Annotated in this window: 23 protein-coding genes and 1 riboswitch; of the genes, 5 read left to right on the top strand and 18 right to left on the bottom strand. The window is 42.7% G+C overall.

Going from position 1 to position 26,916, the window contains the following annotated elements; all coding sequences use genetic code 11:
- Positions 1–21: 21 nt before the first annotated feature.
- The 3 genes from murI to KAI36_RS12750 form a co-directional block, all read right to left on the bottom strand.
- Positions 22–810 (bottom strand): glutamate racemase, encoded by a 789-nt coding sequence (murI, locus tag KAI36_RS12760; RefSeq protein WP_220027943.1) that lies wholly within the window; start codon positions 808–810, stop codon positions 22–24.
- 75 nt (positions 811–885) lie between these two features.
- Positions 886–2,127 carry a YbfB/YjiJ family MFS transporter gene (locus KAI36_RS12755; protein WP_025722164.1) on the bottom strand — a complete coding sequence of 414 codons (1,242 nt, stop codon included), beginning with the start codon at positions 2,125–2,127 and terminating at the stop codon, positions 886–888.
- 37 nt (positions 2,128–2,164) lie between these two features.
- Positions 2,165–3,025, bottom strand: a complete 861-nt coding sequence (locus KAI36_RS12750) for an alpha/beta fold hydrolase (RefSeq protein ID WP_220027942.1) — start codon at positions 3,023–3,025, stop codon at positions 2,165–2,167.
- A 133-nt stretch (positions 3,026–3,158) separates the two neighbouring features.
- On the opposite strand from KAI36_RS12750, the gene KAI36_RS12745 reads away from it, so the two are divergent.
- The gene (locus KAI36_RS12745; RefSeq protein ID WP_220027941.1) at positions 3,159–4,034 is read left to right on the top strand and encodes a LysR family transcriptional regulator; all 876 of its coding nucleotides are present in this window, start codon (positions 3,159–3,161) and stop codon (positions 4,032–4,034) included.
- Positions 4,035–4,907: 873 nt separating this feature from the next.
- Here the strand turns inward: KAI36_RS12745 and KAI36_RS12740 are convergent.
- The 9 genes from KAI36_RS12740 to nikA all read right to left on the bottom strand — a co-directional run bounded on the left by KAI36_RS12740 (position 4,908) and on the right by nikA (position 16,528).
- Positions 4,908–5,810, bottom strand: coding sequence for a MurR/RpiR family transcriptional regulator (locus KAI36_RS12740; protein WP_258296918.1), 903 nt, complete (start codon positions 5,808–5,810; stop codon positions 4,908–4,910).
- Positions 5,811–5,844: 34 nt separating this feature from the next.
- Entirely contained in the window at positions 5,845–7,272 is a 1,428-nt protein-coding gene (locus tag KAI36_RS12735; protein WP_220027939.1) for a 6-phospho-beta-glucosidase, read from the bottom strand.
- Positions 7,273–7,293: 21 nt separating this feature from the next.
- Positions 7,294–9,165 (bottom strand): beta-glucoside-specific PTS transporter subunit IIABC, encoded by a 1,872-nt coding sequence (locus KAI36_RS12730; protein ID WP_220027938.1) that lies wholly within the window; start codon positions 9,163–9,165, stop codon positions 7,294–7,296.
- Between the two features lie 1,011 nt (positions 9,166–10,176).
- Entirely contained in the window at positions 10,177–11,406 is a 1,230-nt protein-coding gene (gene cntE, locus KAI36_RS12725) for a staphylopine family metallophore export MFS transporter CntE (RefSeq protein ID WP_220027937.1), read from the bottom strand.
- Complete coding sequence (locus KAI36_RS12720) at positions 11,403–12,269, bottom strand: ATP-binding cassette domain-containing protein (protein WP_258382293.1); 867 nt, start codon at positions 12,267–12,269, stop codon at positions 11,403–11,405. Before KAI36_RS12720 ends, cntE begins: the two co-directional genes overlap by 4 nt.
- Positions 12,266–13,093, bottom strand: a complete 828-nt coding sequence (locus tag KAI36_RS12715; RefSeq protein ID WP_220027936.1) for an ABC transporter ATP-binding protein — start codon at positions 13,091–13,093, stop codon at positions 12,266–12,268. The genes KAI36_RS12720 and KAI36_RS12715 overlap by 4 nt, the downstream gene beginning before the upstream one ends.
- Entirely contained in the window at positions 13,056–13,937 is an 882-nt protein-coding gene (gene nikC / locus KAI36_RS12710; protein WP_220027935.1) for a nickel transporter permease, read from the bottom strand. The genes KAI36_RS12715 and nikC overlap by 38 nt, the downstream gene beginning before the upstream one ends.
- Before the next feature lie 4 nt (positions 13,938–13,941).
- Positions 13,942–14,883: an ABC transporter permease subunit gene (locus tag KAI36_RS12705; protein WP_220027934.1), complete on the bottom strand. Its 942-nt coding sequence runs from the start codon at positions 14,881–14,883 to the stop codon at positions 13,942–13,944.
- Positions 14,884–14,902: 19 nt separating this feature from the next.
- The gene (gene nikA, locus KAI36_RS12700) at positions 14,903–16,528 is read right to left on the bottom strand and encodes a nickel ABC transporter substrate-binding protein (protein ID WP_220027933.1); all 1,626 of its coding nucleotides are present in this window, start codon (positions 16,526–16,528) and stop codon (positions 14,903–14,905) included.
- Positions 16,529–16,725: 197 nt separating this feature from the next.
- Between nikA and KAI36_RS12695 the strand changes: the two genes are divergently transcribed.
- Entirely contained in the window at positions 16,726–18,429 is a 1,704-nt protein-coding gene (locus KAI36_RS12695) for a helix-turn-helix domain-containing protein (protein WP_220027932.1), read from the top strand.
- Positions 18,430–18,633: 204 nt separating this feature from the next.
- Here KAI36_RS12695 and KAI36_RS12690 read toward each other — a convergent pair whose 3' ends face one another.
- Positions 18,634–19,395 (bottom strand): SDR family oxidoreductase, encoded by a 762-nt coding sequence (locus KAI36_RS12690; protein ID WP_220027931.1) that lies wholly within the window; start codon positions 19,393–19,395, stop codon positions 18,634–18,636.
- 493 nt (positions 19,396–19,888) lie between these two features.
- Positions 19,889–20,854, bottom strand: a complete 966-nt coding sequence (locus KAI36_RS12685) for a flavodoxin family protein (RefSeq protein WP_220027930.1) — start codon at positions 20,852–20,854, stop codon at positions 19,889–19,891.
- Positions 20,855–21,165: 311 nt separating this feature from the next.
- Between KAI36_RS12685 and KAI36_RS12680 the strand changes: the two genes are divergently transcribed.
- On the top strand, positions 21,166–22,719 hold the full coding sequence (locus KAI36_RS12680) for a PucR family transcriptional regulator (RefSeq protein WP_220027929.1): 1,554 nt from the start codon (positions 21,166–21,168) through the stop codon (positions 22,717–22,719).
- A gap of 155 nt (positions 22,720–22,874) precedes the next feature.
- Here KAI36_RS12680 and KAI36_RS12675 read toward each other — a convergent pair whose 3' ends face one another.
- The 4 genes from KAI36_RS12675 to KAI36_RS12660 form a co-directional block, all read right to left on the bottom strand.
- Positions 22,875–23,189 (bottom strand): DMT family transporter, encoded by a 315-nt coding sequence (locus KAI36_RS12675; protein ID WP_220027928.1) that lies wholly within the window; start codon positions 23,187–23,189, stop codon positions 22,875–22,877.
- 3 nt (positions 23,190–23,192) lie between these two features.
- Positions 23,193–23,534 carry a DMT family transporter gene (locus KAI36_RS12670; protein WP_025723001.1) on the bottom strand — a complete coding sequence of 114 codons (342 nt, stop codon included), beginning with the start codon at positions 23,532–23,534 and terminating at the stop codon, positions 23,193–23,195.
- Between the two features lie 95 nt (positions 23,535–23,629).
- Positions 23,630–23,728, bottom strand: a riboswitch (guanidine-I (ykkC/yxkD leader).
- Positions 23,729–23,812: 84 nt separating this feature from the next.
- Entirely contained in the window at positions 23,813–24,331 is a 519-nt protein-coding gene (gene paiA / locus KAI36_RS12665) for a spermidine/spermine N(1)-acetyltransferase (RefSeq protein ID WP_220028115.1), read from the bottom strand.
- Positions 24,332–24,357: 26 nt separating this feature from the next.
- Positions 24,358–24,810, bottom strand: a complete 453-nt coding sequence (locus tag KAI36_RS12660; protein WP_220027927.1) for a MarR family winged helix-turn-helix transcriptional regulator — start codon at positions 24,808–24,810, stop codon at positions 24,358–24,360.
- A gap of 116 nt (positions 24,811–24,926) precedes the next feature.
- Here KAI36_RS12660 and KAI36_RS12655 point away from each other — a divergent pair, with 116 nt between their 5' ends.
- Together KAI36_RS12655 and KAI36_RS12650 are read left to right on the top strand one after the other, a co-directional pair.
- Entirely contained in the window at positions 24,927–25,571 is a 645-nt protein-coding gene (locus tag KAI36_RS12655) for a YczE/YyaS/YitT family protein (protein ID WP_220027926.1), read from the top strand.
- A 218-nt stretch (positions 25,572–25,789) separates the two neighbouring features.
- A complete protein-coding gene (locus KAI36_RS12650) occupies positions 25,790–26,704 on the top strand; it encodes a dihydrodipicolinate synthase family protein (protein ID WP_220027925.1) in 915 nt (304 codons plus the stop codon).
- Positions 26,705–26,916 lie beyond the last annotated feature (212 nt).

The raw sequence follows: 26,916 nt of genomic DNA, 5'->3' as shown, positions 1-26,916 counted from the left end.
TATTGTAAAATCTCAGATTTTTTAATTATATTCGTTAATAGCATCCAACCTTTTGAACAGGTTATTAAAATCTTTTAATTTAGCCTTATCCTCGACTTTGACCCCTGAACAATAGAATGAAATATTGCCGTTGCCTTCATTTAAAGAATTCATTTCTTCCAATACTTTTTTTAATTTTTTTGCAGTTCCATTATTTCCATCAATGATATTAACATCCGATGAAAATAGTGTTCTAAATATATTTTTATAGTAAGAAAAGTGAGTACATCCTAAAACAATGGTTTCATACTTACTTAAATCATATATAGATAATTGTTCTTGAAGATAAGGCAGCACTATTTGCTCGTTAAACTCAAAACTTTCTGCAAACTGAACTAATTTCGGAAGAGGTAATAAATCAACAACATGTTCGTTATCTAATTTAGTAATAAGATTTTGAAGTCTTTCTTCCCTTAGAGTCAAAGCAGTAGCAGTTACCAAAATTCGTTTATCTATATTTTTTTTTGTTTTAACAGCTGGTTTTACAGCAGGCTCCATACCAATGATTGGAATACTGGATTTTGCCCTTATTTCCTCGATTGCTGCGCTTGTGGCAGTATTACAAGCAATTACTATCGCTTTTACTTTTTGCTGGCTAATAAATTCTATAGCATCTAAAACATACTTTTTAATGTCATCTTTTGTTTTGTTCCCATATGGAACATTTAATGTATCTGCGTAATACATATAATCTTCATTAGGTAAAACTTTTAATGTATCATGCAATACAGTAATGCCTCCAATACCAGAATCAAAAAAACCTATTTTCATTTTTCATTCCTCCAATTAAAGGAATCAATTCACCAATTCCATTTGTATCTGATTCCAATGCAAACTGCCCAGGATCTAACTAAGCTCTTGATCAGGATGAATACGAGCATGCTGCAAATTTCCTGTCGCTCTTTTTTTACTTGAATTAACTGCACCGGATAGCAATATAATAGCAGCAGCAACAAGCACCAAAGCAGAAAGAAGTAATGATAGGTTGTAGCTATGCGCCACTTCCAACACAATTCCGGCTCCGATTGGACCGAGTATTTGACCTATACCATAAAATCCTGTCATCAAAGCAATTGCTCTATTACCACTGGATGGTCTAGACATACGAGCCGCGGCGAGAGCAAGCATGGAAATGCCCATAAACGTGCCTCCAAAAAGGACAGATCCTAACGTCACGCCGAATATATTGGGAAGCCATACAGGCAGTATGATCCCAATAGCTTGCAGGATAAGCGCAATAATCAATGGTTTGATGTAACCGACTTTACTCGCCCACCAGGACCAGATCACTGTTGATGGTACCGCCGCTATCCCAACGATAATCCAGCTAAAGTCAGCAAAAATTGACATATGAGGCATTTGCTTAACCATCGCCACAAGAAACGTCGCGCTTACTATATAACCTAACCCCTCAAGTCCATAAGCAACAAGTAGCCAGCCGAAGATAGATGGATTTTCCGCTGATGAACTCAGGGATTCAGCATTTTGAGTTATAGGTTTCGGCTCTTTATCGTGGATAAATGACCAAACAGGTATGATGAGGATGATACTGATAATCAAAAGCCCGATCCAAGTTCCCCTCCAAGTGAAAAAGCTAAGAACAGGCGTAAGTAACCCAGCTAAAACAATGCCTATACCAACCCCGCCGTAAAATATACCTACCCATTTTTCACGTTTATCTGAAAACAGCACATCCAACACTAAACTTGATGATAGAACAAAAATAAGACCACTGCTAACTCCAGTCAGAAAGCGCAAAACCATCCACCATAAAAATGATGAAGTGATTCCCATAAGTCCTGTTAAAATAATGCAGAGTACCAATTGCATCCGGAGATGATAGGCTCTTCGGGACCCCCATGTTATGAAACCTGCACCAAATGCAGCGATAAGGTAACCCAAGTTATTACTCCCTGCCAAATATCCGGATTCCGTAGCGGATAGATGAGCTTGTGATTGCATCAATGGAAGTATGGAAGTATATGAAAAACGTCCGATCCCCATTGAAATGATGAGCATAACTAATCCACCGATCATGGTCTTTGTGGAATTAAACAATTTCGCATTTTTAGCTCCTGAATTCTCCATGAGACTGACTTGTCACCCTTCTAAATTCAAATTATCCCTATTCCACCCTTTTATTGTTTTTCAAAAAATCCAACATTTGCTTTCCAATTTCATATGCATGTGTTTCCAATGCAAAGTGCCCAGTATCTAATAAATGTATCTCGGCTTTAGGTAAATCCTTTTTAAAAGCTTCAGCACCAGCCGGAATAAATGAAACATCATTTTTACCCCACGTTGCTAATAAGGGCGGCTGATATTCGCGAAGATACTGCTGAAACTCCGGATACATTTTCACATTATTTTGGTAATCAAAAATTAAATCCAATTGTTTCTCATCATTTCCCAGCCGGGACATATAAGCAATATCCAGAGTATAGCTATCTGGGGAAACTTGGCTTTCCTTTGTTCCATCAACATATTGGCCCTTGATCGTGTTAGGCGCAAATGCTGTCCTATAACTTTCTCTTTTTTCTTGTGTAGGATAACGCCAATAATCTTCTCGTGCCGCCCATTTTTCCCCTAGTCCTTCACGATAAATGTTGCCATTTTGGCTTATTATTGCTGTTACACGTTCTGGATGGTGCATAGCTATACGAAAGCCAATAGGGGCTCCGTAGTCAAAGACATATAACGCATATTTAGCAAGCCCTAGTTTATCGATGAAAGTTTCGATAATTTCAGTAATATGGTCAAATGTATACTGGAAATCTTCTCTGTCAGGTGATGAGGTATTCCCGAACCCCGGATAATCAGGAGCAATTAAATAGTAATTTTTTTCTAAAATAGGTATTAGCTCTCTAAACATATGACTTGCGGACGGAAAGCCATGAAGCAATAAAATGACTGGATTATTCGGATTACCAGCCTCACGATAAAATACGTTTAATCCTTCTATCTCTAATGAATGATAAGTCGTCATACTACAACCTCCTGTTTTCTTCAAAAGACCTGCCGCTTACTAAACTAATTGTAACTCCTCACAAATATCGTGTAAAATGAACTTATACGATTGGTAATATTAAAATAATCAATAATTAGATGGAGGAATGACGGTGGACATCCGGGACTTGCAGATTTTTCTGGCAGTTGCAAACGAAGGAAGCATTACCAAAGCAGCCGAAAAAATGGAATATGTTCAGTCGAGTATAAGTATCCGTATCCAGCAGCTTGAAAAAGAACTGAAAATAGCGCTATTTCGTCGTGGACGCCAAGGGGTTCGGCTCACAACATCAGGAGAGACACTCAAGTCCTATGCTGAGAAAATTGTCTTTCTTACTCAAGAGGCGGAACGAGTCGTGGCAGATAACACAATCCCAAGAGGGCCGCTTCGGATCGGATCGCCCGAAACCACAGCTGCGATTCGGCTACCGTCTATTCTCACCGATTACCATAAATCTTATCCAGAGGTGGATTTGGCATTAAAAACTGGAACGACGGAAGAACTTATCCATTTAGTGTTGAAATATGAGTTGGACGGAGCTTTCGTAGCTGCACCAGTTGATCATGCTGAGCTCGATATTACTGAGGTAGGTGTTGAGGAACTTGCACTCATATCAGGAGAACAGTTTCCCTCAATCGGTCAGCCCGAACAATTGCGGAATCTGACTTTACTGGTATTTCGTGTTGGATGTTCATACCGACGAAAACTCGAGGATTGGTTACATTTGCAAGGAATTATTCCTGCTAAGATCATGGAATTCGGAACATTGGAGGGGATCCTCGGATGTATTCACGCTGGCCTTGGTGTCTCCCTTTTACCTCGCTCGGTAATTGAGAGAGCCATGGTTCAATATAACTTACGCTCTCATAAGATATCGGATAAATCTTATATAACACCGACTCTATTCATACGTCGTAAAGATACTTATGAAACTGCAGCTACGTCCGAATTTATCCGGATTTCAAAACAGAGGTTCAACCTTACTTAACCTGCCATCGAAAGTTATCGACAATATTCTGCATTTTGGAGCAGCGTCAACATCTCGCTCAAAATAACAACCAAAAGTAAAGCAGCCAGCAGAAAGCTGACTGCTTCTTGGTATATCAAACGGCGAGGTGTATATCGTACGTTACTTAGCTGCGGAACCTTGTGCCAGCGGTTAAAAAGACTGAAGATATGGAAGACAACAGGGACGTTTCTTATTGTATAAATGTTTGAAATCTTCAATTCGCCTATCCGCTTCTCAATACTTCCGATGATGATCCTGAGATTACAGATTTTTCACTTTCTGCCGTGAACGATCAAGCCTGTGATTTAAGGGATGCTCCTATGATAGTCGCTGCTCGTTCGTGAAATGATTCAATAACCCGGATTGATTCTTCAGGAATGAGATAATATTCTTGTCAAAATCGGAAATGGGATAAATTTCTTGTCATTTGGTTTTGACAAGAAATTTATCCCATAAAATAAAAAAACTGCGATTTTCGCAGCAATTAATGAGATAATGTTCCTATCACCCGACATCATGCCTGATCGTTTCTCTTGTTCGGGCAGATGGTCCAAGATCTCAAGAGAAATATGGTTTACATATATGCTTCAACTGTATTTTGAAGTATCTTATATTCATCAGTTTGGTTACTCATGTCAAACATTTAATTTAAACGGATTTGAATTGGCAACCTGCGCTAGGAGCGAATGTCCAATTAAAATTGCTGGGGTTAAACAAGTTGCAAGTTTTGAGTGCAATCGCTGCAGGGTCCTTTTAGCTTGGGACAAGAACTTGGTTCCTTAAAATAAAAAAAGCCGCTAATCCTAAAGGATTAACGGCTGCTACACTCCATCATGCTATTGTCATTCCCGATCATTCATGCGCTTGATGATTCTCTTTCATCAGATTGAGTGTTGAATATCGTTGTCGCTCAATCTCTTTTGCACTGAAAATCTTATGATCGATATTTTCTTGATAATGTTGCTTAAAATAGCACGAGAACAGCACATTTAATAAAAAGTGTACCGATTCCTCTGTCGCAAAATTAGAAATTTTGCTATACAACCGTTCTCTCGATGACATCATCAGTATACAGTCTACATTTTTTTTAATGTAATTGTCCCCGACGCTGGTGATCCCAATCATGTTGACGCCGCGTTTTTTCAACGTTTTGATATGTGAGATGGGCTCCAGTATTTCATTATTACCAGAATATGAAATGAGAATCGCACAATCCTGATCCGTTAAAGCCTGTGCTGACAAACTTGCTTCAAGAGGTTTGGCAATCTCAACAGCGATCCCGATGGTGAGCATTTTACGTCGAAAGACCTCTGCCAAATAAATATAAGGACTAATGCAAAATACAGTAATCTTTCTTGAGTTAAATAATAAACTCATTGCCTGATCAAGCATCGTCATATCAAGCAGATTCATCGTATCTGATATGCTTTCGGTCTGTAAAATGGCGATACTGTTTGCGATCACCTGAAGGGTGTCCTTTTCTTTAAAAGGAAAATTGGCATCAATCTCTGCACGAGATTTCTCTTCATACACAACTTCATCCATAAAAGCGACGATAAACTCACGCCAGCCCGAATATCCAACGGTTTTGGCAAAGCGAACCAAAGTGGCCTTTGAAGTATACGTGCTTTTCGCTACTTCATCCATGCTCATACGGCGCAGATTTGATTTTTCCTTGAGCACAAACTCACCAATGGCTCTCCTGGTATCATTATATTGCAATATGACCTCTTCAATTCTTTGAAATAGGTACATCCACCATCACAACCTTTGGTTAACTATAACATAGTTATGCTAAATCCTCACCGTTGCTTTGGATCACTTTTTGATACCAATAAAATGATTTTTTCTTGCTACGTTTCAATGTTCCATTCCCATCATCATCCCGATCAACATATATGAATCCATATCGTTTGCTCATCTGACCTTTACTTGCACTTACCAGATCAATGCAGCCCCAACTGGTATATCCGAGTAGTTCAATGCCATCTTCTTCAACAGCAGCCTTGAAGGCTTTGATATGCTCACGCAAGTAATCGATTCTGTAATCATCTTCAACATAACCATTCTCATCTGGAACGTCCATAGCACCCAAACCATTTTCTACAATGAACAATGGTTTCTGGTATCGATCATATAACATGTTCAGCGCAGATCTGAGTCCCATTGGATCGATCTGCCAACCCCACTCTGAAGAATTCAAATATGGGTTTTTAACAGATTTATAGATATTTCCCGCCGTTTCATGCGTCACTGATGGGTCCGTAGATACAACCCTTGAAGCATAATAAGAGAAGGATATATAATCCACCGTGTGCTGTTTTAACAGCTCCTGATCACCGTTCTCCATTTCAATATGAATGTTCTCCCGCTCAAATTTCTTAAGCGCATAATTCGGATATGCGCCCCTTGATTGAATATCAATGAACAGATAATTCTCCCGATCCTTTTCTATGGCTTTGGCGTAGTCCTCGGGGCGGCAAGAATAAGGATAGTTGTTTCCTCCCGCAAGCATACATCCAACCAGATTGTCCGGGTCTATTTCGTGGGCGATCTTCGTTGCAGCAGCACTGGCTACCAACTGGTGATGCATCGCTTGGTATTTAACTTGTTCTTCATCTTCATCTGGTTCGAAGCACAAGCCAGCCCCTAAAAATGGTGCATGCAAAATCATGTTTACTTCATTAAAGGTAAGCCAATATTTCACAAGACCTTTGTAGCGGCAAAACACCGTTCGGCTATAATTTTCGTAGAACTCAATCATTTTCCGGTTACGCCATGAACCGTAGTTCTTAATCAGCGTAAGCGGTACATCAAAGTGTGTTAACGTTACGAGAGGTTCAATATTATGCTTACGTAATTCCAAGAATATTCTCTCATAAAATGCCAAGCCTTCTTCATTCGGCGCTACGTCATCACCATTCGGGAAGATTCTCGACCAAGATAACGACATGCGATATGTTTTAAAGCCCATCTCCGCAAATAGCTGGATATCTTCCATATAATGATGATACATATCAATGGCCTCTTTGGCAGGATAAAAGTGCTGATCATCGAATTCGAGCATTTTTATTTTACCAGCGCTTACTCCCGCCCGATCTTCTCCAGTTGGCACCAAATCGACATTCGCTAACCCTCTATTGCCTAAATTATATCCACCTTCGCTTTGATTAGCCGCGGTTGCTCCGCCCCATAGAAAGTCAGGCCGTAATCCCATGATATCCACCTCATACATTTATTATTTAACACAAGTTAGCAATGGTGCATTAAAATCTACTGTTTTCTCTATCGTTGCCGTTACATTGGAATACTCGGCTGAATTCGTTACGATAACAGGTACTTGCGTACTGAAGCCGGCTTCTCTGATTTTTTCGATATCAAATAATACCAGCTCTTGACCCTGAACCACTTGTTGTCCCTCTTCTACAAGCGTTTCAAAATGTTGACCTTTGAGCTTAACGGTATTTATGCCGATATGGATCAATACTTCCGTTCCGTTTTCTGATTGCAGTCCGATTGCATGTTTTGTACGGGCCACTGCCGTCACTTTACCGTTGAAAGGTGCAACCACTCTGCCCTCGCTTGGTTCGATAGCCACGCCTTTTCCAAGGGCTTCTGAAGAGAACGCTTCATCCGCAACCTCTGTTAGGGGTAATGCTGTTCCTTTCAAAGGGCTATTAATAATACTGTCCTGAATTGCTGGAAGCTGTTCGTCCGCATGATCCGGCTCAACTGCTTCTTTACTCTCGTCCTTTTCATACTTGAGCGCGAGAATATACGTTAACACGGCCGTCACAACCACAGTGATCACGAGAGCAATCAAGATGTTATACAAGTTCCAGATGTTTTCCCCAATATAAAGAGGGATAGCCGGAATTCCCGAAGCTCCTGTTGCATATCGAAACACATTGGTTAATCCTGCGTACAGTCCACCTAACGCACTACCAATCATGGCTGCGATCAACGGATAACGTTTGGGTAAATTGATGCCGTAAAGTGCCGGTTCCGTAACCCCCATTAATGCGGTTGTGCCCGTTGCCGTAGCTATTTTTTTCTGAGCGGAGTCTTTTACTTTCATACTGACGATCAGGGCTGCAACCCCTTGTGATATGTTTGAAAGAATCGCACCTGGTCCAATAATATTTTCCAGTCCAGTTGTTGCTAACTGCATTTGGCTGAGTGGAGAAATACTATAGTGAATACCGAACATCACCATGATCGGCCATAAAGTTGCTACCAGGAAAACAATAATCCAGTTGCCGTAATTGGCTAACCATTCAAATCCAATCGCAATATAATCACCGACATAAGAACCCATCGGACCGATAATTGTTAAACCTAATATTCCAGAGATCAGAACCGTAAACATCGGAACAAAAATGATCTTGATGGCATCTGGAAATAGTTTTTTGAGGAAACGTTCAATATAGGACTGAGCAAAAACAATCAATAAAATAGGTATAACAGAGGTGCTATAGCTTACCAGCCTGACTGGCAGTCCAAATAAATGAACTTCTTCTCCAGCAGTTTGCAATTGAATGAAATTCGGGTGCAATAACACCCCAGCCAAAGCAACCGCGAGGAAAGGGCTGGTTTTCAACTTTTGAGCTGCACTATACGCCAGGAAAAACGGCAAGAAGTAAAAGACCGAATCGGCCATAAATGCAATGATGTAATACGTTTGGGATTCTCTTGAGATCAAATCGAACAATAATAGCAAGGCAAGTAATGCCTTGGTCATTCCTGCTCCTGTGATTGCCGGAATAACCGGGCTAAATGTGGAAGATATAAAATCAATGAATCGATTTAACAAATTCGGCTTCTTCTTATTGCTCTGATCCGGATTTTCATTGTCTGTTAATGTTGTATGTTTAGTGATTTCCTCATACACTTCTTCAACCTGTGTTCCAATAATGACTTGAAATTGTCCACCACTTTCAACAACGTTGGCTACGCCCTCCAACTTCTTGGCACCATCTTTATTAGCTTTCTTATCATCATGCAGAACAAAACGCAGTCTTGTCTGACAATGAGCCAAGGATGCAACGTTTTGTTCCCCACCGACCATCTCCATAATTTGTATGGCAAGTTTCTCGTACTTTTTACTCATCAGGTTATCCCTTTCTTCCTCGTTGATGTATGTGCGTCAAGTAGCCTAGGACTTGAGGTTACGGATATAACTTAACAACAATTTGAAGCGCATTCAATCCTATTCCGAGTTCGTTAGACAAATTGGAACGACGTTTCGTGAAAACGTTTACTTTGATCTATTATTCCGAAATAACATGAAACAAAACAAGAGTAATTTTCATTATGAGAGTCCAATTGATGGGAGTGGGCAATATTTATAAACTCCTCTTGACTTTTCCTTTTCACCCACATATCGATCAAGGCCGTGTCAGGTCTTCCAAAGTATGAATGATTAATTTCTAAGGGCTTTTCGCAATAGTTTATTACTTGCGGATCCATTTCAATTAATACCCAGTGGTCATACTCAAGTTGTCCATATAGCCTAACCTCCCGGTTTAACTTCTTACTAAAAGCAAACCATCTATTTACCCCGAGTTTTTTTGAAATAATAGGTTTATACATATGCCCGCCTCATTGTGAAAAATAGTATTAAAAACCTAATTCGTCAAAGTACTTTGCACTCCTCTTTCGAAAAAGATCATTTTTGTCAAACCAAACTATATAATGTCGATTTAAGCAAAATTATATCTAGCCGTACCACTAAGTAATTCCAAATTTACTGCCGCTCTAAATGTTACAAACTCCTCAAAAGGGTGAAACTTTGTGTCACTGTACATCAGGGATATCCGAAACGTTGACCCACATACGTTTACTCGAATTTTGGAAACGATGTTTCACAGCATTGCATCTTACTGGGTTCAAAAACAGGACCGTTTATCCATAGAAAAAATATCGAGCGTTCTTAGCGATATTCACTTCAAGAACGTTCAAGACTTATTTGCCGACGAACAAAACAGGGCTTAAATCGTCCAAGAACGATTTAAGCCCTACCCCATATCTAACTTACACCGATGACTGGCAGCTTGCCATCTCTCAACGATGCCAATGCTAAACTCGATTCTTGATCAGGTAAGTGTATGTTCTCTTAATCTTACGGCTGGGCATTCATCCAGCGGCTACTCAAGGCAACAAACAAGGCAACGCAGAGAGAAACGCTGGCAGAAATCCAGAAGATGGCTCTGTAACCGGCGGAGTCTGCCACCAGGCCTAGAACGAGACTACCAATCACGGTTCCAAAATCGGACATGGAGATAAATAACCCCATCCATACTTTTCGGCGTTCTTTTCCGAGTGTGATGCTCAGGTAAGCGGCAAGCACAGGATACACATTAGCTATGCCATAGCCGATCATCGCACCGCCCCCGTACAGCATCCATGCATTACCTGTTACTGGGGCAAAAGCCACAAGTGCCAGACCTATCGTAAGCGAAACCAACAGCATGCCGACATATACGGAATGCCAGTTCCCGTCCGAAGGCAGATTCTTACGGAAAGCAAATCTTGCTGTCACGATCACGCCCGATTGAATAGCAAAAAACACCCCCGCATTGCCGATTCCGGTCTGTATCACATACAAGGCAAGAAACGCCGTTACCGCGCCAAACCCAATCGTTGCGCTCATCATCACGAGGCTGCTTAGCATGAAGTGACGGTTCCAGAGCGTGGATCGTGCGCTTCTATCTATTTCATGCTTGGTTGTCGTTTGCTCCGCGGGACGCTTTGCCGCTTTGATGTGCTGCGTGGCTCTTCCTGTTCCATAGCCCGAGATGAGCGTCAATGCGCTCAAAACCAAAAGTCCTGCGTAAAATCCGTTCAGTCCAGCTTTTTCCCAGGCGATCCATCCCAGTGCAGGCATCATAACCGAGGGTAGCAAACCAAACAACAAGTATAGAGATAATCCCTGAGCACGGTCACGCTCGGGCAACAGGTCCATAACAGCCATTTGCACGGTCAACGAAAAGAATGCGGCGACAGCGCCTTGCAAACCCCGGATAATAATGTAAGAAACGTTGCCCTGCCATACAAACAATAGCAAAACTAACAGATGCCCCGCCAGAATAAAACGGAGAATGCGGGCAATCCCGAATCGTTCAACGACGATTCCCGCCCATGGTCGCAGCAGCATGCTAACTAGCAAATACATCCCCACGATCATGCCGATCTTGTCGTTTCCATAGCCAATGCTTTGCGTATAGAGAGGCAATATCATCTGAACGAAGGCGTTAGCACTATAAAACAAAAAAGTGAGGACATATAGGCGTAGCAACACGGGGGAAAATACACCGTTGCGAGCGTATGGCAAATCTTTGCTTCGATTCATGCCCAGGCGCCTTTACGCTGCCCTGCGTCAACATAGAAAGGCCTGTCCTTCCGAATTGTACCCAACTCCGGACGTCCGGATAATGAGGCGTCTAACAACTGATTAACTGCTGGTTCCCTGGATACCTTCATCTCGGCTATCGTAGAGAAGCTACCGCATAACCTACCCTGATCTAATACAGTCCATCGGTCACATAGCGCAAAAGCAGCCTTCAGGTTGTGCGTGATGAATACGTAGGACATATCCCGTTGTTCCTTTAAATCGCGTAAAACGTCGATAATATGTACCTGGTTGGCAATATCCAAGCTGCTGACAGCTTCATCGAGCACGATAAAGCTGGGTCTGGAGATCATGGCGCGTGCAATGTTAATGCGCTGTAGTTGTCCACCGCTGAATTGTCTTGGCAGCTTGTTCATGGCACTTACAGGTAGTCCCACGATGTCCAAAGCTTCGCCGATGCGGTAATCCTTTTCCCCATTCGTTAGTCGCTCGAAATTGTCCAGGGGCTCCCCGATGATTTGTGCTGCCGTCATCTTGGGATTTACCGAAGAATAACAATCCTGAAATACGGCCTGTACATGCTTCCGTAATTGCTTTTTCGTTCTATTGTCGCAAGCATACATATCCTTACCATCAATAAGTACTGAGCCCCGTTGAGGGCGCTGCAAGCCAAGCATGATTTTGCCGAGTGTACTCTTGCCTGCACCGCTCCCCCCCAACAAACCGATGCATTGTCCTGCCTCCAGCGTCATGGAGATATCCTTCACGACTGCTCCCTGCAACTTCTGTTTCGATTTCCACCAAGAGTTGTTCGCAGAATCATACGTGTGAGTGACGCCAGAAAGTTCTAGCAGTGCCATCATTCTTCCCTCCATTCATTCAACCGACTGCGTAGCAATTCTTGTGTATAGGAATGTTGTGGTCGATTGAATATGGATAATACGTCGTTATGTTCCACGATCCGTCCTTCATGCATCACGATGACCTCATCTGCCATCTCTGCGATGACGTCAAGATCATGCGTAATAAGCAGGATGGCAACGTCCTGGTTCATCCGCAGTCTCTCTAGTTCCTCCAATACATGGTATTGATTAATGGTATCGAGGGCTGTGGTGGGCTCGTCCGCAATGACGATGGAGGGTGACAGACACATCGTTAGCGCAATCAACACGCGTTGCAGCATGCCTCCGCTAAGCTCGAACGGATATCGTTTGAGAAGTTCCGGCGGATCAGGCAGCCTTACACTTTCAAGTGCCTGCACAGCCAGTGTCAACGCATCCTTTTTACTACACCGGGCATGTGTGCGGATCGATTCGACAAACTGGCTTCCGATGGTATGAACAGAAGCCAGTGCATTCATTGGATTTTGAACAATATATCCAATATCGTTTCCGCGAATGGTGCGTAACTGCTCTTCAGTCATGCCGTTCAGTTCATCACCTCTCAGTCTGATGCTGCCGTTTATGCGGATGGCAGGATCGAGTAGCTGAAGAATCGATCGGCAGGTTAGCGTTTTGCCGCTGCCACTCTGTCCTGCAAGACCTACGACGCGTCCAGGCTGCAACGAAAACGAAACATCATGCAGCAATCGTTGAGAAGCGCCGTCTTCGATCACATCGGCACAGACATTATGAAGTGCAAGCAATGGTTCAGGAGTTGCCGATCTGACGTGATGTTCTTCGAACATTGCGGGTGCTCCTCTCCTTCACTTTATTTACGCCGAGCAGTTGGGAGAGCGACTCCCCCAGTACATTGAACGCAGTGACTACAAGTAAAATACACAATCCCGGATATAGCATTATGGAAGGGTGTTCGCGCAAATAGCCGCGTCCTTCATTAATCATCGCTCCCCATTCCGCGGTAGGCGGCTGAATGCCGAGTCCCAGGAAGGAAAGAGCTGAAATATCCATGATGGCCCACCCCATCTCTAGCGTACCGATCACCACAATTTGCGGGAAAATATGCGGGAAAACGTGTCTTCTCAGGATCGCTAATCGGCTGGAACCGCTAATAAGGGCAGCCAGCAAATACGGCTCGGAACGCAGATGCAACACCAAACCCCGGGTCATACGTGCATAGTACACCCACTGTACCAGCAGCAGTGCAATAATGACCTGATATATCCCTGGTCCAAGCATACCAACGATGCCAAGCACAAGGACGAGGTTCGGAAATGCAAGCATGCCGTCGCAAATCCGCATTAATAGCTGATCCAGCCAACCGCCTACGTAACCGGATAACATGCCGATCGATACACCAACCAGCACAGATATGGAAAAGACACCCAACACCAGTCCAAATGTAATCCGGACACCATAGATGAGTCTGGACAACACATCCCTGCCCAAATGGTCGGTACCCAGTAAATGCTCAGCCGAGGATGGAACGAGCTTGTCAGCCATTCGTATCTGGTTCGGATCATGGGGAGCTATCCATGGAGCAAAGATAGCTGTTACTGCGCAAACACACAAAAAGAACAGGCACAAGCCTACGACCAGCCGCTTGCCAAAAAACAAACTTTTCAATTTCATATTCCTACCTGCTCCTTTCTTGCAAGGAAAGCCTCGGATCAGCAGCCATGTGCAGAAGATCGGTTAGGAGACTTGTGCATAAGTAAAGACAGGCAGCAAAAAAAACATAGCCCTGAATGACTGGTAAATCGCGGTTGAAAATGGATTCCACGAAAAACCGCCCCAAACCGGGCCAGGAGAATACTCGTTCTACCACAATCGTTCCCGTGATAAGCCTACCCAGATTCATACCGAATCCGGTAATGATGGGGAGGATGGCCAGTCGAACCACATGTCTGAGCATGATGCTGCGCGGCTTTAGTCCTCGTATATGCGCATAGTCCACGTAAGCCTGCTTCATCTGCTCCAGAATACTCTCACGAAACAGTCGGGCATAGGTTGCCACAAGTGCCAAAGAGAGAGTCAATGATGGTAAAATCAAATGCTGCCATGTGCCCTTTCCTTCCACGGGAAGCAAGTCCCAGTGGAGGGCAAACAGATAGATCAGTAAGTAACCCAGCATGAATTGCGGTAAGGATGCACCGATGTAGGAAAGAATGCGCACCGCATAATCTACCCACCGCCCGGCGTGCACGGCCGAGAGATACCCTAGTGTGACAACAGCTACGAAAGCGATCAACATACTGCTCCCCGTCAACTGCAACGTTGCGGGCAACCGTTGCCAAATCTCTCCCCAGACAGACTTGGAAGACAGGTACGACGTCCCGAGGTCCAACTGTAGCATGCGAACAGCAGATTGCACGTACTGAGACATAAAGGGATCGTCCAGCCCCAGTTCTCCCCTCTTCTCCTGTAGCATTTGCTCGTTAGGCTTGATATGAGCTGCCGAGAAATACGCCTCGGCCGGATCAACCGGAGAGAGCCTCATTAGCACAAAAGCTACGAAGGTGGCGAACAGCACGAGTGGAACCAGCGTCAGTGCTCTTCTAAAAATATAACCTGCCATGAGTGGCCCTTCCTTTTCTTTATTTTAGGTGAATGCTATTAAATGGATGATCCCATCTGCTCTCCGGAAATGAAACGTTATCCAGTGTTTTTTGGTATACGTTATATTGACGAATATAGGACAGGGGTATAATAACCGATTCTTCCTGAACTTTTTGTAAAATCTGATCATAAAGCTCTTGTCTCTGTTTCTCGTCAACGGAAGCCAGTACTTGCCTGATCTGTTTGTCAAGCTCTGCCTTGCCTTCAATATTGAGATGTGCCTCTGCAACGCCAAAGGTAGGCTCCGCTACCGCATTGACCAATGTATGTGGATCGTAAGGCACTCCGGAGTTGAACCAGAAGTTCATGTCATAGTCTCCCTCACGGAAACGTTTGGTCTGTTCGGTCAGCTCAAGTCCCGTCAACTGAAGTTCAACGCCAAGTCCAGCCCATTCGGCCTGAAGTGTCTCGCCCATCGCTTTCTGGATGCGGTCAGTTGTATCGTACATCAGCTCAAACGACAGCTTCTCGCCATCCTTTTCCCTGGTACCGCCCGATGCCGGAACCTTCCATCCTGCCTCGTCCAGATAAGCTGCTGCTTTGGAGGCATCGTATGCAAATCCAGGGAACGTCTGGCTAACGTAAGGATAATCGGTCGTTAGCACCTGCGTCGCAGGCTGTTCCACGTCAGACGTGATGCCTTTGACCATCGCAGCCTTGTCAAATCCGTGATGCAATGCAAGCCTTACTCGCATATCAGCCAGCTTTTCATTCTGCGTATTCAGGATTAAGTTTCGCGTGCCCAACGGGCCCGATACTTCCGTTTCGAATGCATCGTTCTTTTGCAGGCGCGTGAATTCGTCAAGGCTAATGGAACCCTCTCCGAAAATGAGATCAAGATCGCCTTTCTCGAAGGCTAGTACCCGAGTTTCGGCATCCGGTATGATGCGGACCGTGATCTTGTCCAGTTCAGGCTGTTCGCCCCAATAGTTCGGGTTTTTTACGAATACGCTGTATTCATCCTGCTTGTATTCTTCAAGCATCCATGGCCCCGTGCCGATGGGAGACTGAATGCTTTCCAGCGTATTGTCCCCCTCCGGGAAGCCTGCATCGGCCAAGAAGCGGAATGGACGCACGGTTGTTAAGTCCTGCAAAACCGGATAGTACGGCTCTGACATGACAAGCTTGACGGTGTACTCGTCAACAAGCTCGAGGTGATCCAGCAATTTGGCCGTTCCCAGCCAGCTATGCGTCGTCTTGTTTTGCAGGATCGCGTCTATGTTACGCTTGACGCTAGCGGCGTTGAACGGTGTTCCGTCCGAGTATTGGACGTCCTTCCGAAGATGGAAAGTATATTCTTTGCCGTTCTCGCTAATCTCCCAACTGGTGGCCAAATGAGGCTTGATTTCTCCCCCTTCGCCGTACTCAACCAGGGGTTCGTAAATCATGGATTGTGAGAACAGCTGTGATGGATAGTACGCGTGCGGATTAGATGGACCCAAATCCCTCATCCATGAAACCGTTATTTCTTTAGCTCTTTCCTGTTCCCCGTTAGCTGACGCAGATGGTGCTGCCTCCTCTTTTTTGGAACATGCCGCTGCCACAGCAAGCAGAAGCATAAATAGCATGACAAGTATGCCTTGGAACATTTTTCTCTTTCGCATGGTAAAGCCCCCTAAAACATTAATGAGAATGAAAATCATCTTCAATTCATGTTAAGGAGTTTGGTATGATTGAACAATGGATATATTTCTGATTTTTTATAGCACAAAAAACAGAACCGGACTTGCGACAATTGACTTGTCTATGCATGTCTTGTTTGGAACCGCGGTTCAAAATACATTTGGTTAAGGAGCACAACATGGAACGTTCAACAATTGACGGAAAAGAAATTTCCTTTTTGCCGAATGAAGGATACGACATATACATCCCTCAAAGCGTGAGCCTTTTCCGCAGACTGTCCTGCAAACAGCTTATCCCGAGCTCGCCTGGGGCGCATCGCCTCGTCGTGTTTAAGTCGACATCCGGTGTGTTGCACTTGAGGAAGCATTTCGTGCAGACCGAAAAAAACGATGTCTTACTGCTTGCACCTGATGCGCAGGCCAGCATTCAATTCGTCGATCCGCACGAAGAAACATTGGGGGCTTCATCGTCCGCCACGCAGCTGAATACCGCGGCGGCCATCGTCATCGTGTTCAGTGTATACCGGCTTGGAGAGTCGAAACCAGCCAATGAATTACTGTCCACGATTCCGTACGAGACGCGCATGAACATTACTGACGAATCAAGGTTACTTGATTTGGCAGGAACGCTCGACCTCTCATTGAAGCGCCCCACTCCCGTCCCCGAAGAGTCGAGATTGAAACAGCAGATTGCGTTGCAGGAACTACTCCTGTTCCTGATGGAAAACATTCGACGGAATACGGAAATATCCGATAACATTCAAGCGGTGAAGCATACCGTCACTTATATCGAATCTCACTATCAGCAAAACATTACGGCCCGCCAGTTGTACAGCATCGCAGGTGTGGCTAAATGGCAATACAGTACCTTATTCAAGTCCATTACAGGAAAAAAACCGTTGGACTATGTGTTGGATATTCGTATGAAACATGCCAAGCGGCTGTTGTTACAGACCGAGGACACGATTGCACAGATTGCCCAAGCCGTGGGATTTAAGGATGAGAGTTACTTTTCGCGCAAGTTTAGACAAACGGAAGGGATCACTCCCCGCCAGTACGAGAAGGCTGCTTCAGTCAGCTCATCTCCCGTGCTCATGCCAGAGGTTCCTTACAAACGGATCGTTGCCGTTGGTTATTCGCTGGGCGATCTATTGTCCTTGGGTATCACGCCGATAGGCGCAGATGTGGAGATCATAGGTAAAAGAGGTCTGTACTGGGATTCCATTAATGGTATTGAAGATATTGGATTACTGGGTGAACCGGGCAAAATACGTAAGCTTCTTCCTGACCTGATCATTCATTCTGGTTTCCGTCAAGATTGGATCGAAGAATTGGCATCCATTGCCCCAACCGTGCTCATCGATCGCTATGAACACGTCTATTCAAGAATCATGCAAACAGCAGAGCTAATGAACCGGCAGAAGCTTGCACAACAATGGATTTATCGGCATCGCGCTGCAAGTAAACGAATGTGGATAGGCCTGGCGAAGCATATGGATGTTAAGCAAACAGCAGCTGTGTTTTCCATCGTTGAAGGCAATCTCTACATCATGAGCATGAAAGGCTTTGCAGTTACTGTATACCACCCTGACGGCATGCAGCCTCCTCCGAAGGTGAAGGAACTAATTCGGGCAGGCATTCCTTTTCAACTGACGCGACCGGAACATGCCTGTAGCTATGAAGCCGATACCCATTTTATTCTCATGGATAACGATCCCCGTACGATCCGGTTATACAGAAGACTGATGCAGTTACCATACTGGAACTCGAAAAGCATCGATCGTATTATTCTTACCGAGAACAAGTACAATTTCGATGATCCGCTCACGATGGACAGATTGTTGCTAGAGCTTCCTCAGATGATTCTGAAGAAAAGTCACTAATGACGACATTGATTTCTCCACGCCAAAATAGGGATGTAATCAATCGCCTCTTACAACGATTGGTTACATCCCTATTCTCTACAACGTCATATCCTGCAGCCACTGCAAAACGAGTAATCGTACTTCCAATATTACTTTAACCTTGCAAGGATCTTACTTCCATGATTATATATTTTGAAGCATGTGTGCTCGTTAAACAGTGGATTAGAAGCCTGCCGTCCAACCCGCGTCAGCGGCTATAACAGCCCCGTTCACAAAGCTCGATTCGTCTGAAGCCAGGAAAAGGGCTACTTTTCCGATTTCTTCCGCCTGCCCTACGCGAGGAATTACGCCTTGTGTAACCTTCGTTCTGGACGCGCCAAACTCATTTAAGTTATGAATCGTTGAAGTAATGTTTGTGGCTGTCGCTCCTGGCGCAATGGCATTGCATCGGATACCTTTTTGAGCATACATGAACCCCGTGTTTTTCGTAATACCGATTACCGCATGCTTTGAGGCAGTGTAAGCAGCGCCTGCATGCGCGCCGCTGAAGCCGCCCGTAGATGCCGTATTTATAATCACTCCCTTCCCTTTATCCAGGAAGATCGGGATGACTTTGCGAATCGCACGCATAACGCTTTTTGTGTTAACATCGAATATAAAATCCCATGTCTCGTCGTCCACATCTCCTACAGGCGCCATGTTATCCATAACGCCCGCATTGTTAACCAAAATATCGAGAGTTCCGAATTCATTAACAGCAGTATCGATCATAGCATGAATATCATTTAAATCAGCAACATTGGTTTTTACTGCGACGGCGGTTCCGCCAGCTGATTTAATTCCTGCTGCAACCGCTTCAGCTCCTTCAATGTTCAGGTCTGAAACAATAACACTTGTGCCTTCTTTTGCAAATAACTCTGCAATCGCTTTCCCCATTCCTGATGCTGAGCCTGTAATGACCGCAACTTTTCCTCCCAAACGCATGAAAAATCCCTCCAATGTTTTTTTGAACAACCGTTCATTTGAAGTATGGATCAAATTCTAAATCAAAGTCAGTTGTATGAAAGTACACGCCCGAACGGGGGATTCTCAAGAACGAGCACCTCAAAAGGCTGCCTCATGAAAGTCCCTGAAGAACTGTGTAGGTGATTAGTTCACGTATTGGAGCTAGTCTGATGAATCTTTTCAAGGGAGTTTAACGGTTAGTTACAGCAACAAAGGATTTATGTTCAGAACCTTATTGCATCTGACTGACCTTTACATAACTAAGTGATATTCCAGAGTGATACTTTTTGAAGTTTTCCCAACAACTAAATTAATCATTAATGATCTTAGGTCCTATAAACCAAAAGAGTGTGTAAGATGAAAACCTGACGCCGTTTAGACCAGCTTCAACCATGCCTGCTCCCGCAAGCATCTTACCAGCCAAATTCGCTCTCAGCCTTTCAAAAAAAGAATAAGCACTTTATCCGGAATATCAATTACGAGCAGGTCTGGAATAAGATAAATAGTTTTTGTATTTTTTTAATCTTTCAGGCAACTCGCCAGCCTTGGAATTAGGCTTTAATGAAACTTTATATAATTCATCCGCGTGCTCGAATTTCCCAGAGATTAGAACATGAGAATGCGCTCTATCTTCTTCCGAGACATTGAATTTAACTTTGCCCTGTTCAACCTCCAAAGTACCCTTTACACCGCAAATTCCGCATATTGCAGGGTAATTATCATCATGATTCCTGATTTCAACGAGTTTGGAATGACAGATTGGACATAAACCAGATTCGCCAATATATTTCGCTTCCGTATTCGGATTCATTAGTGTTTCAGCAACATGACGACCAGATTGCCTAGCTCTGTTCAATTCATTTTCCTTGAAGACTACTGATCCAGGCAAGCCAACCCAATTGACCAGCATTTTGTCTACAACATTGATTTGCATCGGCAGCGTGAAAAGATGGAGCATTGGCAGTGCAAGTGTGTCCCACTCACTCCCTCCTACAGCTATAAGAGAAGCCACTCTTTGCTTAAAGCTTCTTTCATCTGGGCCTTTACCAGTAGTTATTCCTCTTTCTTCGCGTTGCTTCCTGGCAATCATTCGGAAGGCAATGTCATGGGAGGGGCCCATCCGGTCATTCAGAGTCTTCAACAGTCCACTCGGACTCTTCTCATAAATGGCTGAGCTTACAATTAACCCGTCGCATTCCATTATTTTTTCTTCAATAAATCCATAATCATCGTTCTTTATCACACAATCTCCTGAGCCACACTTTTCAAGCAGGCTGACTACACAAGCATTACAACCGGTGCAAGGTTTAATTTGCAGGTCATTAAGACGTATAAGCTCTACCTCGGCACCTATCTCTTCAGCACCCATCAGAGCTTCCTTGACAAGGATTTCTGAATTACTCATCCTTCTACCGCAACTAATCCCTAAAATTTTCATTAATATCCTCCTGCTATTTGTATTTGTTAGGCATAGATCCTGAAGCAAATCCATGCGAGAGTTTCAGCTTTCTCCACTAATTTCGCATAAATTTCCTTACATAATTCCAAAACCATTCGCTCACAGAGTTTTGATTTTAAACAATATTACTCATTTTTTGATGAAAGTGTCATTTATTGCAGCGTGTAATAAATTCAGTATATATAATAAAAACGTTATATCCCATGTGCTGGAATTTAAATATGGTCTAATATAGTGATGATGTTTTGTAATATTGCACAAGGATTAAAAAGCTTTTGGAGGCTGCTCTCGTGAAAATTCAAAAAATAATCAGAAAACTTAGCGACTGTTATCTTTCCTTGCCCGAAGAGGCCATGCAAACAAAAGAAATCAGTGAATTTACTATCCTGCGGTTGAGTTCCGTTTTCCAGGCTGATACGGCTTATATAGGTAAGCTTTCGAATTTGCCAAAGGACTTTCCTACAGACACTCCTCTTTTTTGCATTCAGGATTGTGATGCACTTGTAGACTCTTATACTTGCCTTACCCTTCTGCCAAATGGACTGGATCTGCTGGATCTTTCGGGAAAGATTTCATCTATACTTGCTCATGAGAATCGGCTCATTGAGCATATGCACACTCTGATATCCGCACTTTACTCAAACAAAGGTTTGCAATACTTGACAAACGAGGCCTCCCGCATCTTTGGTAATCCGGTAATCATTGTCGACGCAGGCTATAAGTTACTCGCTATGTGTCAGGCCCCCATCCCCAGCCGACCTGATATCGAACAGCAGCGAAATTTGGGTTATATTCTTGACAGTAATATTGAGAGCATGAAGAAATCTAATCTGTACGAACTGACCCGTATGGCTCTTATTCCTTATTATTCACGCGATCCCGAGACCAACGACTGTTGGATAACAGCTTTTGTGTACGTACATGGTATAGAATTCGCGCAGGTCAGTGTTATGGAACTGGATCGTAAATTTACAGATATTGATTTTGAACTCGTACAATTTCTTTGTGAGCTGGTTTCGGTAGAATTGCAAAAGAACGACTTTTATAATTGCAATCAAGGAATGATGCATAGTTTTTTGCTTTCCGAACTGCTTACAGGCGAGCTCAATGATGCTAATGTCATCGCAATGCGACTGGCTCATCTGGAATGGACGCTTACACCTTACCTGAGAGTGATGACCTTGACAGACCTGAAGAACGGCTTTTTTGAGGGGAAAGTTCAGCTGGTTGCACAGCATATGATCCAATTACTTCCGGATAGCCGTTGGATCGTATATCAGGGACGTATTGTATTTCTCATTTCCCTCGTTGATTCATCCTGTAAAATCATTGCTGAAGACAAACGAATTCTGGAATTTCTCCAAGTAAACGGCCTAACTGCTTCGCTGAGTGACTGCTTTAGTCATTTAACCTGTTTACGAAAATATTATAAGCAATGCCTAACCGCCATCGAGATTGGGTTCCAACTTAATTCTAACAAGCCAGTGTATATGTATGAGGACTATCTCTGCGAGCATATTGGAAAGATCATATCGGAACAGAACGATCTCGCTGACTTCTGCCATCCAGTTATCCAAAAGTTAATTGCTTATGACAATGCCCACAAAACAAGTTTGCTGCCTACCCTTGAAGCCTATCTTCAATATGTGGACACTCCAAATATTGCTGCTAAAACACTTTTTATTCATAGAAATACTTTGTTCTATCGAATCAACAGGATACGTGAGCTTTTCGAGATTGATCTAAGCGATGGTGATATTCGTCTGAAGCTTCAAATGACTCTTCATTTTCTAAAACTGAAAACACAACGCGGCGATCCTAAAGATCAGAGTATAGAAGGATAAGCAAATGCAAAAAAACATGCAGACAAAATTTCTTATCGATACTTTGTCTGCACGCTGGTCTTTTCTTTCTATTTTTAAATTTAATGATAGCCCATAAGCATTCAGATAGTCCGCTGCTGTTCTAAGATGACCAGTATGTCTAATTCCATCATTAATCAGCTTACCAGCTTTAGGCCAACTGCTGAACCGAGTACCATCGCGATGAACAGAATTCTCGCGGTATTACGCGGTTCACTGTAAAAGATCATGCCCAATATGGCCCCTCCAGAAGCTCCAATACCGGTCCAGACAGCGTAGGCCGTTCCCATTGGTAGTGTTTCCATGGCCAGGGATAGAAACAAGAAGCTCAACCCAAAGCCTGCAAGCAGGTAAAAAGCAGACAGGAAATCCCGATCTTTATGGAGCTTATTAATCATGAGAACTCCCATCATCTCAAATACGCCTGCCAAAATTAGAAATACCCAGTTCATACGTCAGTGCACCTCTTTTCCTTGTTTCTTCTCTTTGCTCTGTATTTTGAGGCCTACAACTCCGAGCAGAAGCACCCCGATTAGCAACAATTTAGATCCCTGTACCTCAGCACCAAACAACAAAATTTCTGCCAATACAGTGCCGGCCGTTCCCAAGCCGACAAACACTGCATACACCGTACCTACCGGAAGCGTACGGGAAGCCATAATCATGAGTATGAAACTTACTAAAATGGCAACTAAAGTGCCCCCCCACTCTAACCATCCGCTAGCATGTTTCAGGCCGATGACCCATCCAACTTCAAATAATGCCGCAATTACAACAGATAACCATGTCTTGTTCATTCTGTGCTTCCTCCTTTTTGATAATGCTGCAAATGTAGTATGGATTTATAGCAGCAATAAAAAAAAGCCTGAGAGAATACTGCATACAGCAGTTTTTCTCCCAGGCTTTTATCCCTCCGTGGCACAGTACGACGACTGTGAGTTTTCTCTCGGACCAGCCGATATTACATCGCGGAACCCTAGAAAACATTTTTTAATTCAATTATAGTTAATATTATACAGATTAGTGATTAAATTACAATATAAAAATTAATAAGAATTCGTATATCATCCTAAACTTATATCATTGTTTTGGTCATTATGAAATCAATTTGTTCTTCATCCCCCATATAAAAAGAGTGTGCGCCAGTTTGAACAAACCCCATTTTCTTGTAAAAAGCAATGGCATTTTCATTTTTTTCCCATACCCCGAGCCAGATCTTCTTTTTATTATGTTCAATCGCAATTTCCATAGCTTTATTTAGCAGATATTTACCAAGCCCATGTTTTTGAGATTTGTTTCTTATATAAATCCTCTCAATTTCGAGCGACTCATCACCCATTCTTTCGGATTGGGCATCATTCATATTTACCTTTAAGTATCCAGCAAGTTCTTCATTAAAATAGATGAAAAAGATTTCTGAAGAGTCGTTGGACAATTCCTCCTCCAACTGCTTATAGTTAAATGCTCTTTCTAGATAAGCTTTCATATTTTCAGGTGAATTCTGATCTTTAAAAGTATCATTAAATGTTTCAATACTTATTTCTTGGAGTATTTGTAAATTTTCACGGCTGCACTTTATTATTTTCACGGTCACTTTAATGTATCGCTCCTTCATGTAAATCAATAATTTCTCTTGTTCCCCTTTTTTACAAATTCCCAGTCTTCCCCTATATTTTCTCTTACTCTTTGAAGAAGATTGAAAATAGTTTCTACTTCTTTTTCTGAAAATCCCTCTAATGCAACGTTATTGGAATAATCATTTTCTCTTTTTATAAAAGGATAAACATTGTTCCCTTTATCTGTTGGATAGAGTTTTTTAATTTTTTGATTATGGTTATCTTCTTTCTTTTCAATAAAACCATTAATTACAAGTTTTTTTATAGCACGAGATGCAGTTGTTCGATCTACTTTTATCATCTCAGCTAACTTTTCTTGAATGATTCCTGGGTTTTCACATATTCGTACAAGGTACAAATACTGCCCTTTTGTAAGGTCATATTCTTTAAATTCTATATTACTTATAGAATCTAATGCCCTTGCGATCATTCCAATTTCACGAAGCACTTCCTTCATAGTTAACTCCTTCGCACCTATTTTGTTGCAAATGCAATAAAAATGATATATATTGAATTTACCTTATTTTTATTGCATTTGCAACAAAAAAAATTATGTTAAAGAGGTCTAGTAAAGTGAAATATGTTTTTTTCGTATTAGGAATTTTTATATTATCCCTTGGAATTTCGTTCACTATACAATCAAACCTTGGGACTTCACCTTTTGATGCACTTTTGGTAGGACTGTCCATAAATTTGGGGCTTACTGTGGGAAGTTGGGAAATCATAATAGCTATAATATTGATATGTTGTAATTCGCTTTTAAAAAGACAAAGACCAGAAGTTTTGGGGTTGTTAACAGCATTTATAACGGGTATTGGTATTGATATGTGGCTTTTTTTATTACACAATTTGATAGCACCTGAACTATGGTACAGCAAAGTTGTTTGTTTTGGAATTGGTTTAGTTGTTGTAGGATTAGGAACTGCAACATATTTACAGACAAATTTTGCACCAATTCCAGTTGACCGATTAACATTAATCATACAAGAATTAACTAAAACAAATCTATTTTTTTCGAGAACACTCATCTATCTTATATTCTTGATCATAGCAGTCATCTTAAATGGCCCCATTGGCATTGGAACTTTGTTAACCGTTTGTTTAGGGGGGCTAATACTCAATTACTTTATGCCACTTACTGAAAAAGTACTTGACCGCATATTAACACACTCTGATACATCACTAAATCATGAGAAAGATAAAAAGCATTCTATATAGAATGCTTTTTATCTTGTTCAACTAACCTGATCTGTTAAAAGATGTACTATCCAAGTTGAGACTGAAGCTTGATGCTCATATCTCTTTGTTTCGATATTAGGTTTCTCTAGAAGAATTGGTACTGTTATTTGTCTCTCAATTGGTACTTTAATTGTGTCTAATTCATTTTTATAATGTGTTTGTATTTTGAAGGCCAATTAATAAAGGAGTGTAGCTTTATGTTCTGTGGATTATCTGCTTTTCCACTCACCCCAGTTAACGAGACAGGTATTAACGAAAAAGCATTTGTGACACTAATTCAACGATTAGTTGCAGCTGGTGTAGACTCAATTGGTGCATTGGGTTCAACTGGAAATTATGCATATCTTAATCGAGAAGAACGTTTACGTGTGCTTCGACTTGCTGTCCATTCATCTGAGGGGATTCCCGTGATGACAAGTATAAGTGCGATTCGTACTTCTGAAGTACTTCGATTAGCGGAAGATGCACAAAGAGCAGGAGCAAGCGCAGTGCTGTTGGCTCCTGTTTCTTACCAGGCATTAACAAATGAAGAGGTATATTCGTTGTATGAACAGGTGACAAGCTCGCTCTCTATTCCGCTCTGCGTATATGATAATCCGGGGACTACACATTTTCATTTCAGTGATGAGTTGCACGGTCGGATTGCTGAGCTGCCTAACGTTCGTTCTATCAAGATTCCTGGAGTGCCTTCTGATCCTGAAGCAGCCAAGGCACGCATTAGAAAACTGCGAACGGCCATTCCTCCCCATGTAACTATAGGAGTAAGTGGAGACTCATCCGCAGTCACTGGCTTGGATGCAGGCTGTGAAGTATGGTACTCAGTTCTTGGTGGTTTGTTTCCAAGGGCGTGCTTGAGAATAACCCGATTTGCTCTGGATGGTTGTGCTGACGAAGCAAGTCGACTCTCAACACAGCTTGAACCGCTTTGGTCGTTATTTCGCCAATATGGCAGCCTTCGCGTTGTTTCAGCAGCAGCAGAAATAATTGGCTTGATCTCAAGTCCCAGTCTTCCTTTACCCTTACAACCATTGAATCAATCAGCTAGAGAACACTTAAAATTCATACTAAAGGATCTTCAGTCCACAGAAACATTCTGTTCACCATTCGGCTAATATCTTTTCGAAGGGGAGACTACTAAGCACGTTTGCAGTAAAATTTTTCGTTATGAGTGTTGGAGGAACAACAGATGCTGAACTGCCCAAGCATTCGTAATATCTTAATCCTTTTCTTCGTTAACAACAGAACTATCTACTAAAAAAAGCCAGCTATAATAGCTATAGCTGGCTGTTATACGTTTTTTTAATTTACTTCCAAGATCAAATCC

Source organism: Paenibacillus sp. S02, from assembly GCF_019454065.1.
In the GTDB taxonomy this organism is placed as follows: domain Bacteria; phylum Bacillota; class Bacilli; order Paenibacillales; family Paenibacillaceae; genus Paenibacillus; species Paenibacillus polymyxa_B.
Note: the sequence above shows the minus strand (reverse complement) of the source record. Positions and strands in the feature narration are given on the sequence as shown.

Bases quoted from the DNA above. Each gene is read 5' to 3' on its own strand.
- murI (WP_220027943.1), bottom strand. From the start codon at position 810: ATGAAAATAGGTTTTTTTGATTCTGGTATTGGAGGCATTACTGTATTG.
- KAI36_RS12755 (WP_025722164.1), bottom strand. From the start codon at position 2,127: ATGGAGAATTCAGGAGCTAAAAATGCGAAATTGTTTAATTCCACAAAG.
- KAI36_RS12750 (WP_220027942.1), bottom strand. From the start codon at position 3,025: ATGACGACTTATCATTCATTAGAGATAGAAGGATTAAACGTATTTTAT.
- KAI36_RS12740 (WP_258296918.1), bottom strand. From the start codon at position 5,810: ATGTACCTATTTCAAAGAATTGAAGAGGTCATATTGCAATATAATGAT.
- KAI36_RS12735 (WP_220027939.1), bottom strand. From the start codon at position 7,272: ATGGGATTACGGCCTGACTTTCTATGGGGCGGAGCAACCGCGGCTAAT.
- KAI36_RS12730 (WP_220027938.1), bottom strand. From the start codon at position 9,165: ATGAGTAAAAAGTACGAGAAACTTGCCATACAAATTATGGAGATGGTC.
- cntE (WP_220027937.1), bottom strand. From the start codon at position 11,406: ATGAATCGAAGCAAAGATTTGCCATACGCTCGCAACGGTGTATTTTCC.
- KAI36_RS12720 (WP_258382293.1), bottom strand. From the start codon at position 12,269: ATGATGGCACTGCTAGAACTTTCTGGCGTCACTCACACGTATGATTCT.
- KAI36_RS12715 (WP_220027936.1), bottom strand. From the start codon at position 13,093: ATGTTCGAAGAACATCACGTCAGATCGGCAACTCCTGAACCATTGCTT.
- nikC (WP_220027935.1), bottom strand. From the start codon at position 13,937: ATGAAATTGAAAAGTTTGTTTTTTGGCAAGCGGCTGGTCGTAGGCTTG.
- KAI36_RS12705 (WP_220027934.1), bottom strand. From the start codon at position 14,883: ATGGCAGGTTATATTTTTAGAAGAGCACTGACGCTGGTTCCACTCGTG.
- nikA (WP_220027933.1), bottom strand. From the start codon at position 16,528: ATGCGAAAGAGAAAAATGTTCCAAGGCATACTTGTCATGCTATTTATG.
- KAI36_RS12695 (WP_220027932.1), top strand. From the start codon at position 16,726: ATGGAACGTTCAACAATTGACGGAAAAGAAATTTCCTTTTTGCCGAAT.
- KAI36_RS12690 (WP_220027931.1), bottom strand. From the start codon at position 19,395: ATGCGTTTGGGAGGAAAAGTTGCGGTCATTACAGGCTCAGCATCAGGA.
- KAI36_RS12685 (WP_220027930.1), bottom strand. From the start codon at position 20,854: ATGAAAATTTTAGGGATTAGTTGCGGTAGAAGGATGAGTAATTCAGAA.
- KAI36_RS12675 (WP_220027928.1), bottom strand. From the start codon at position 23,189: ATGAACTGGGTATTTCTAATTTTGGCAGGCGTATTTGAGATGATGGGA.
- KAI36_RS12670 (WP_025723001.1), bottom strand. From the start codon at position 23,534: ATGAACAAGACATGGTTATCTGTTGTAATTGCGGCATTATTTGAAGTT.
- KAI36_RS12660 (WP_220027927.1), bottom strand. From the start codon at position 24,810: ATGAAGGAAGTGCTTCGTGAAATTGGAATGATCGCAAGGGCATTAGAT.
- KAI36_RS12650 (WP_220027925.1), top strand. From the start codon at position 25,790: ATGTTCTGTGGATTATCTGCTTTTCCACTCACCCCAGTTAACGAGACA.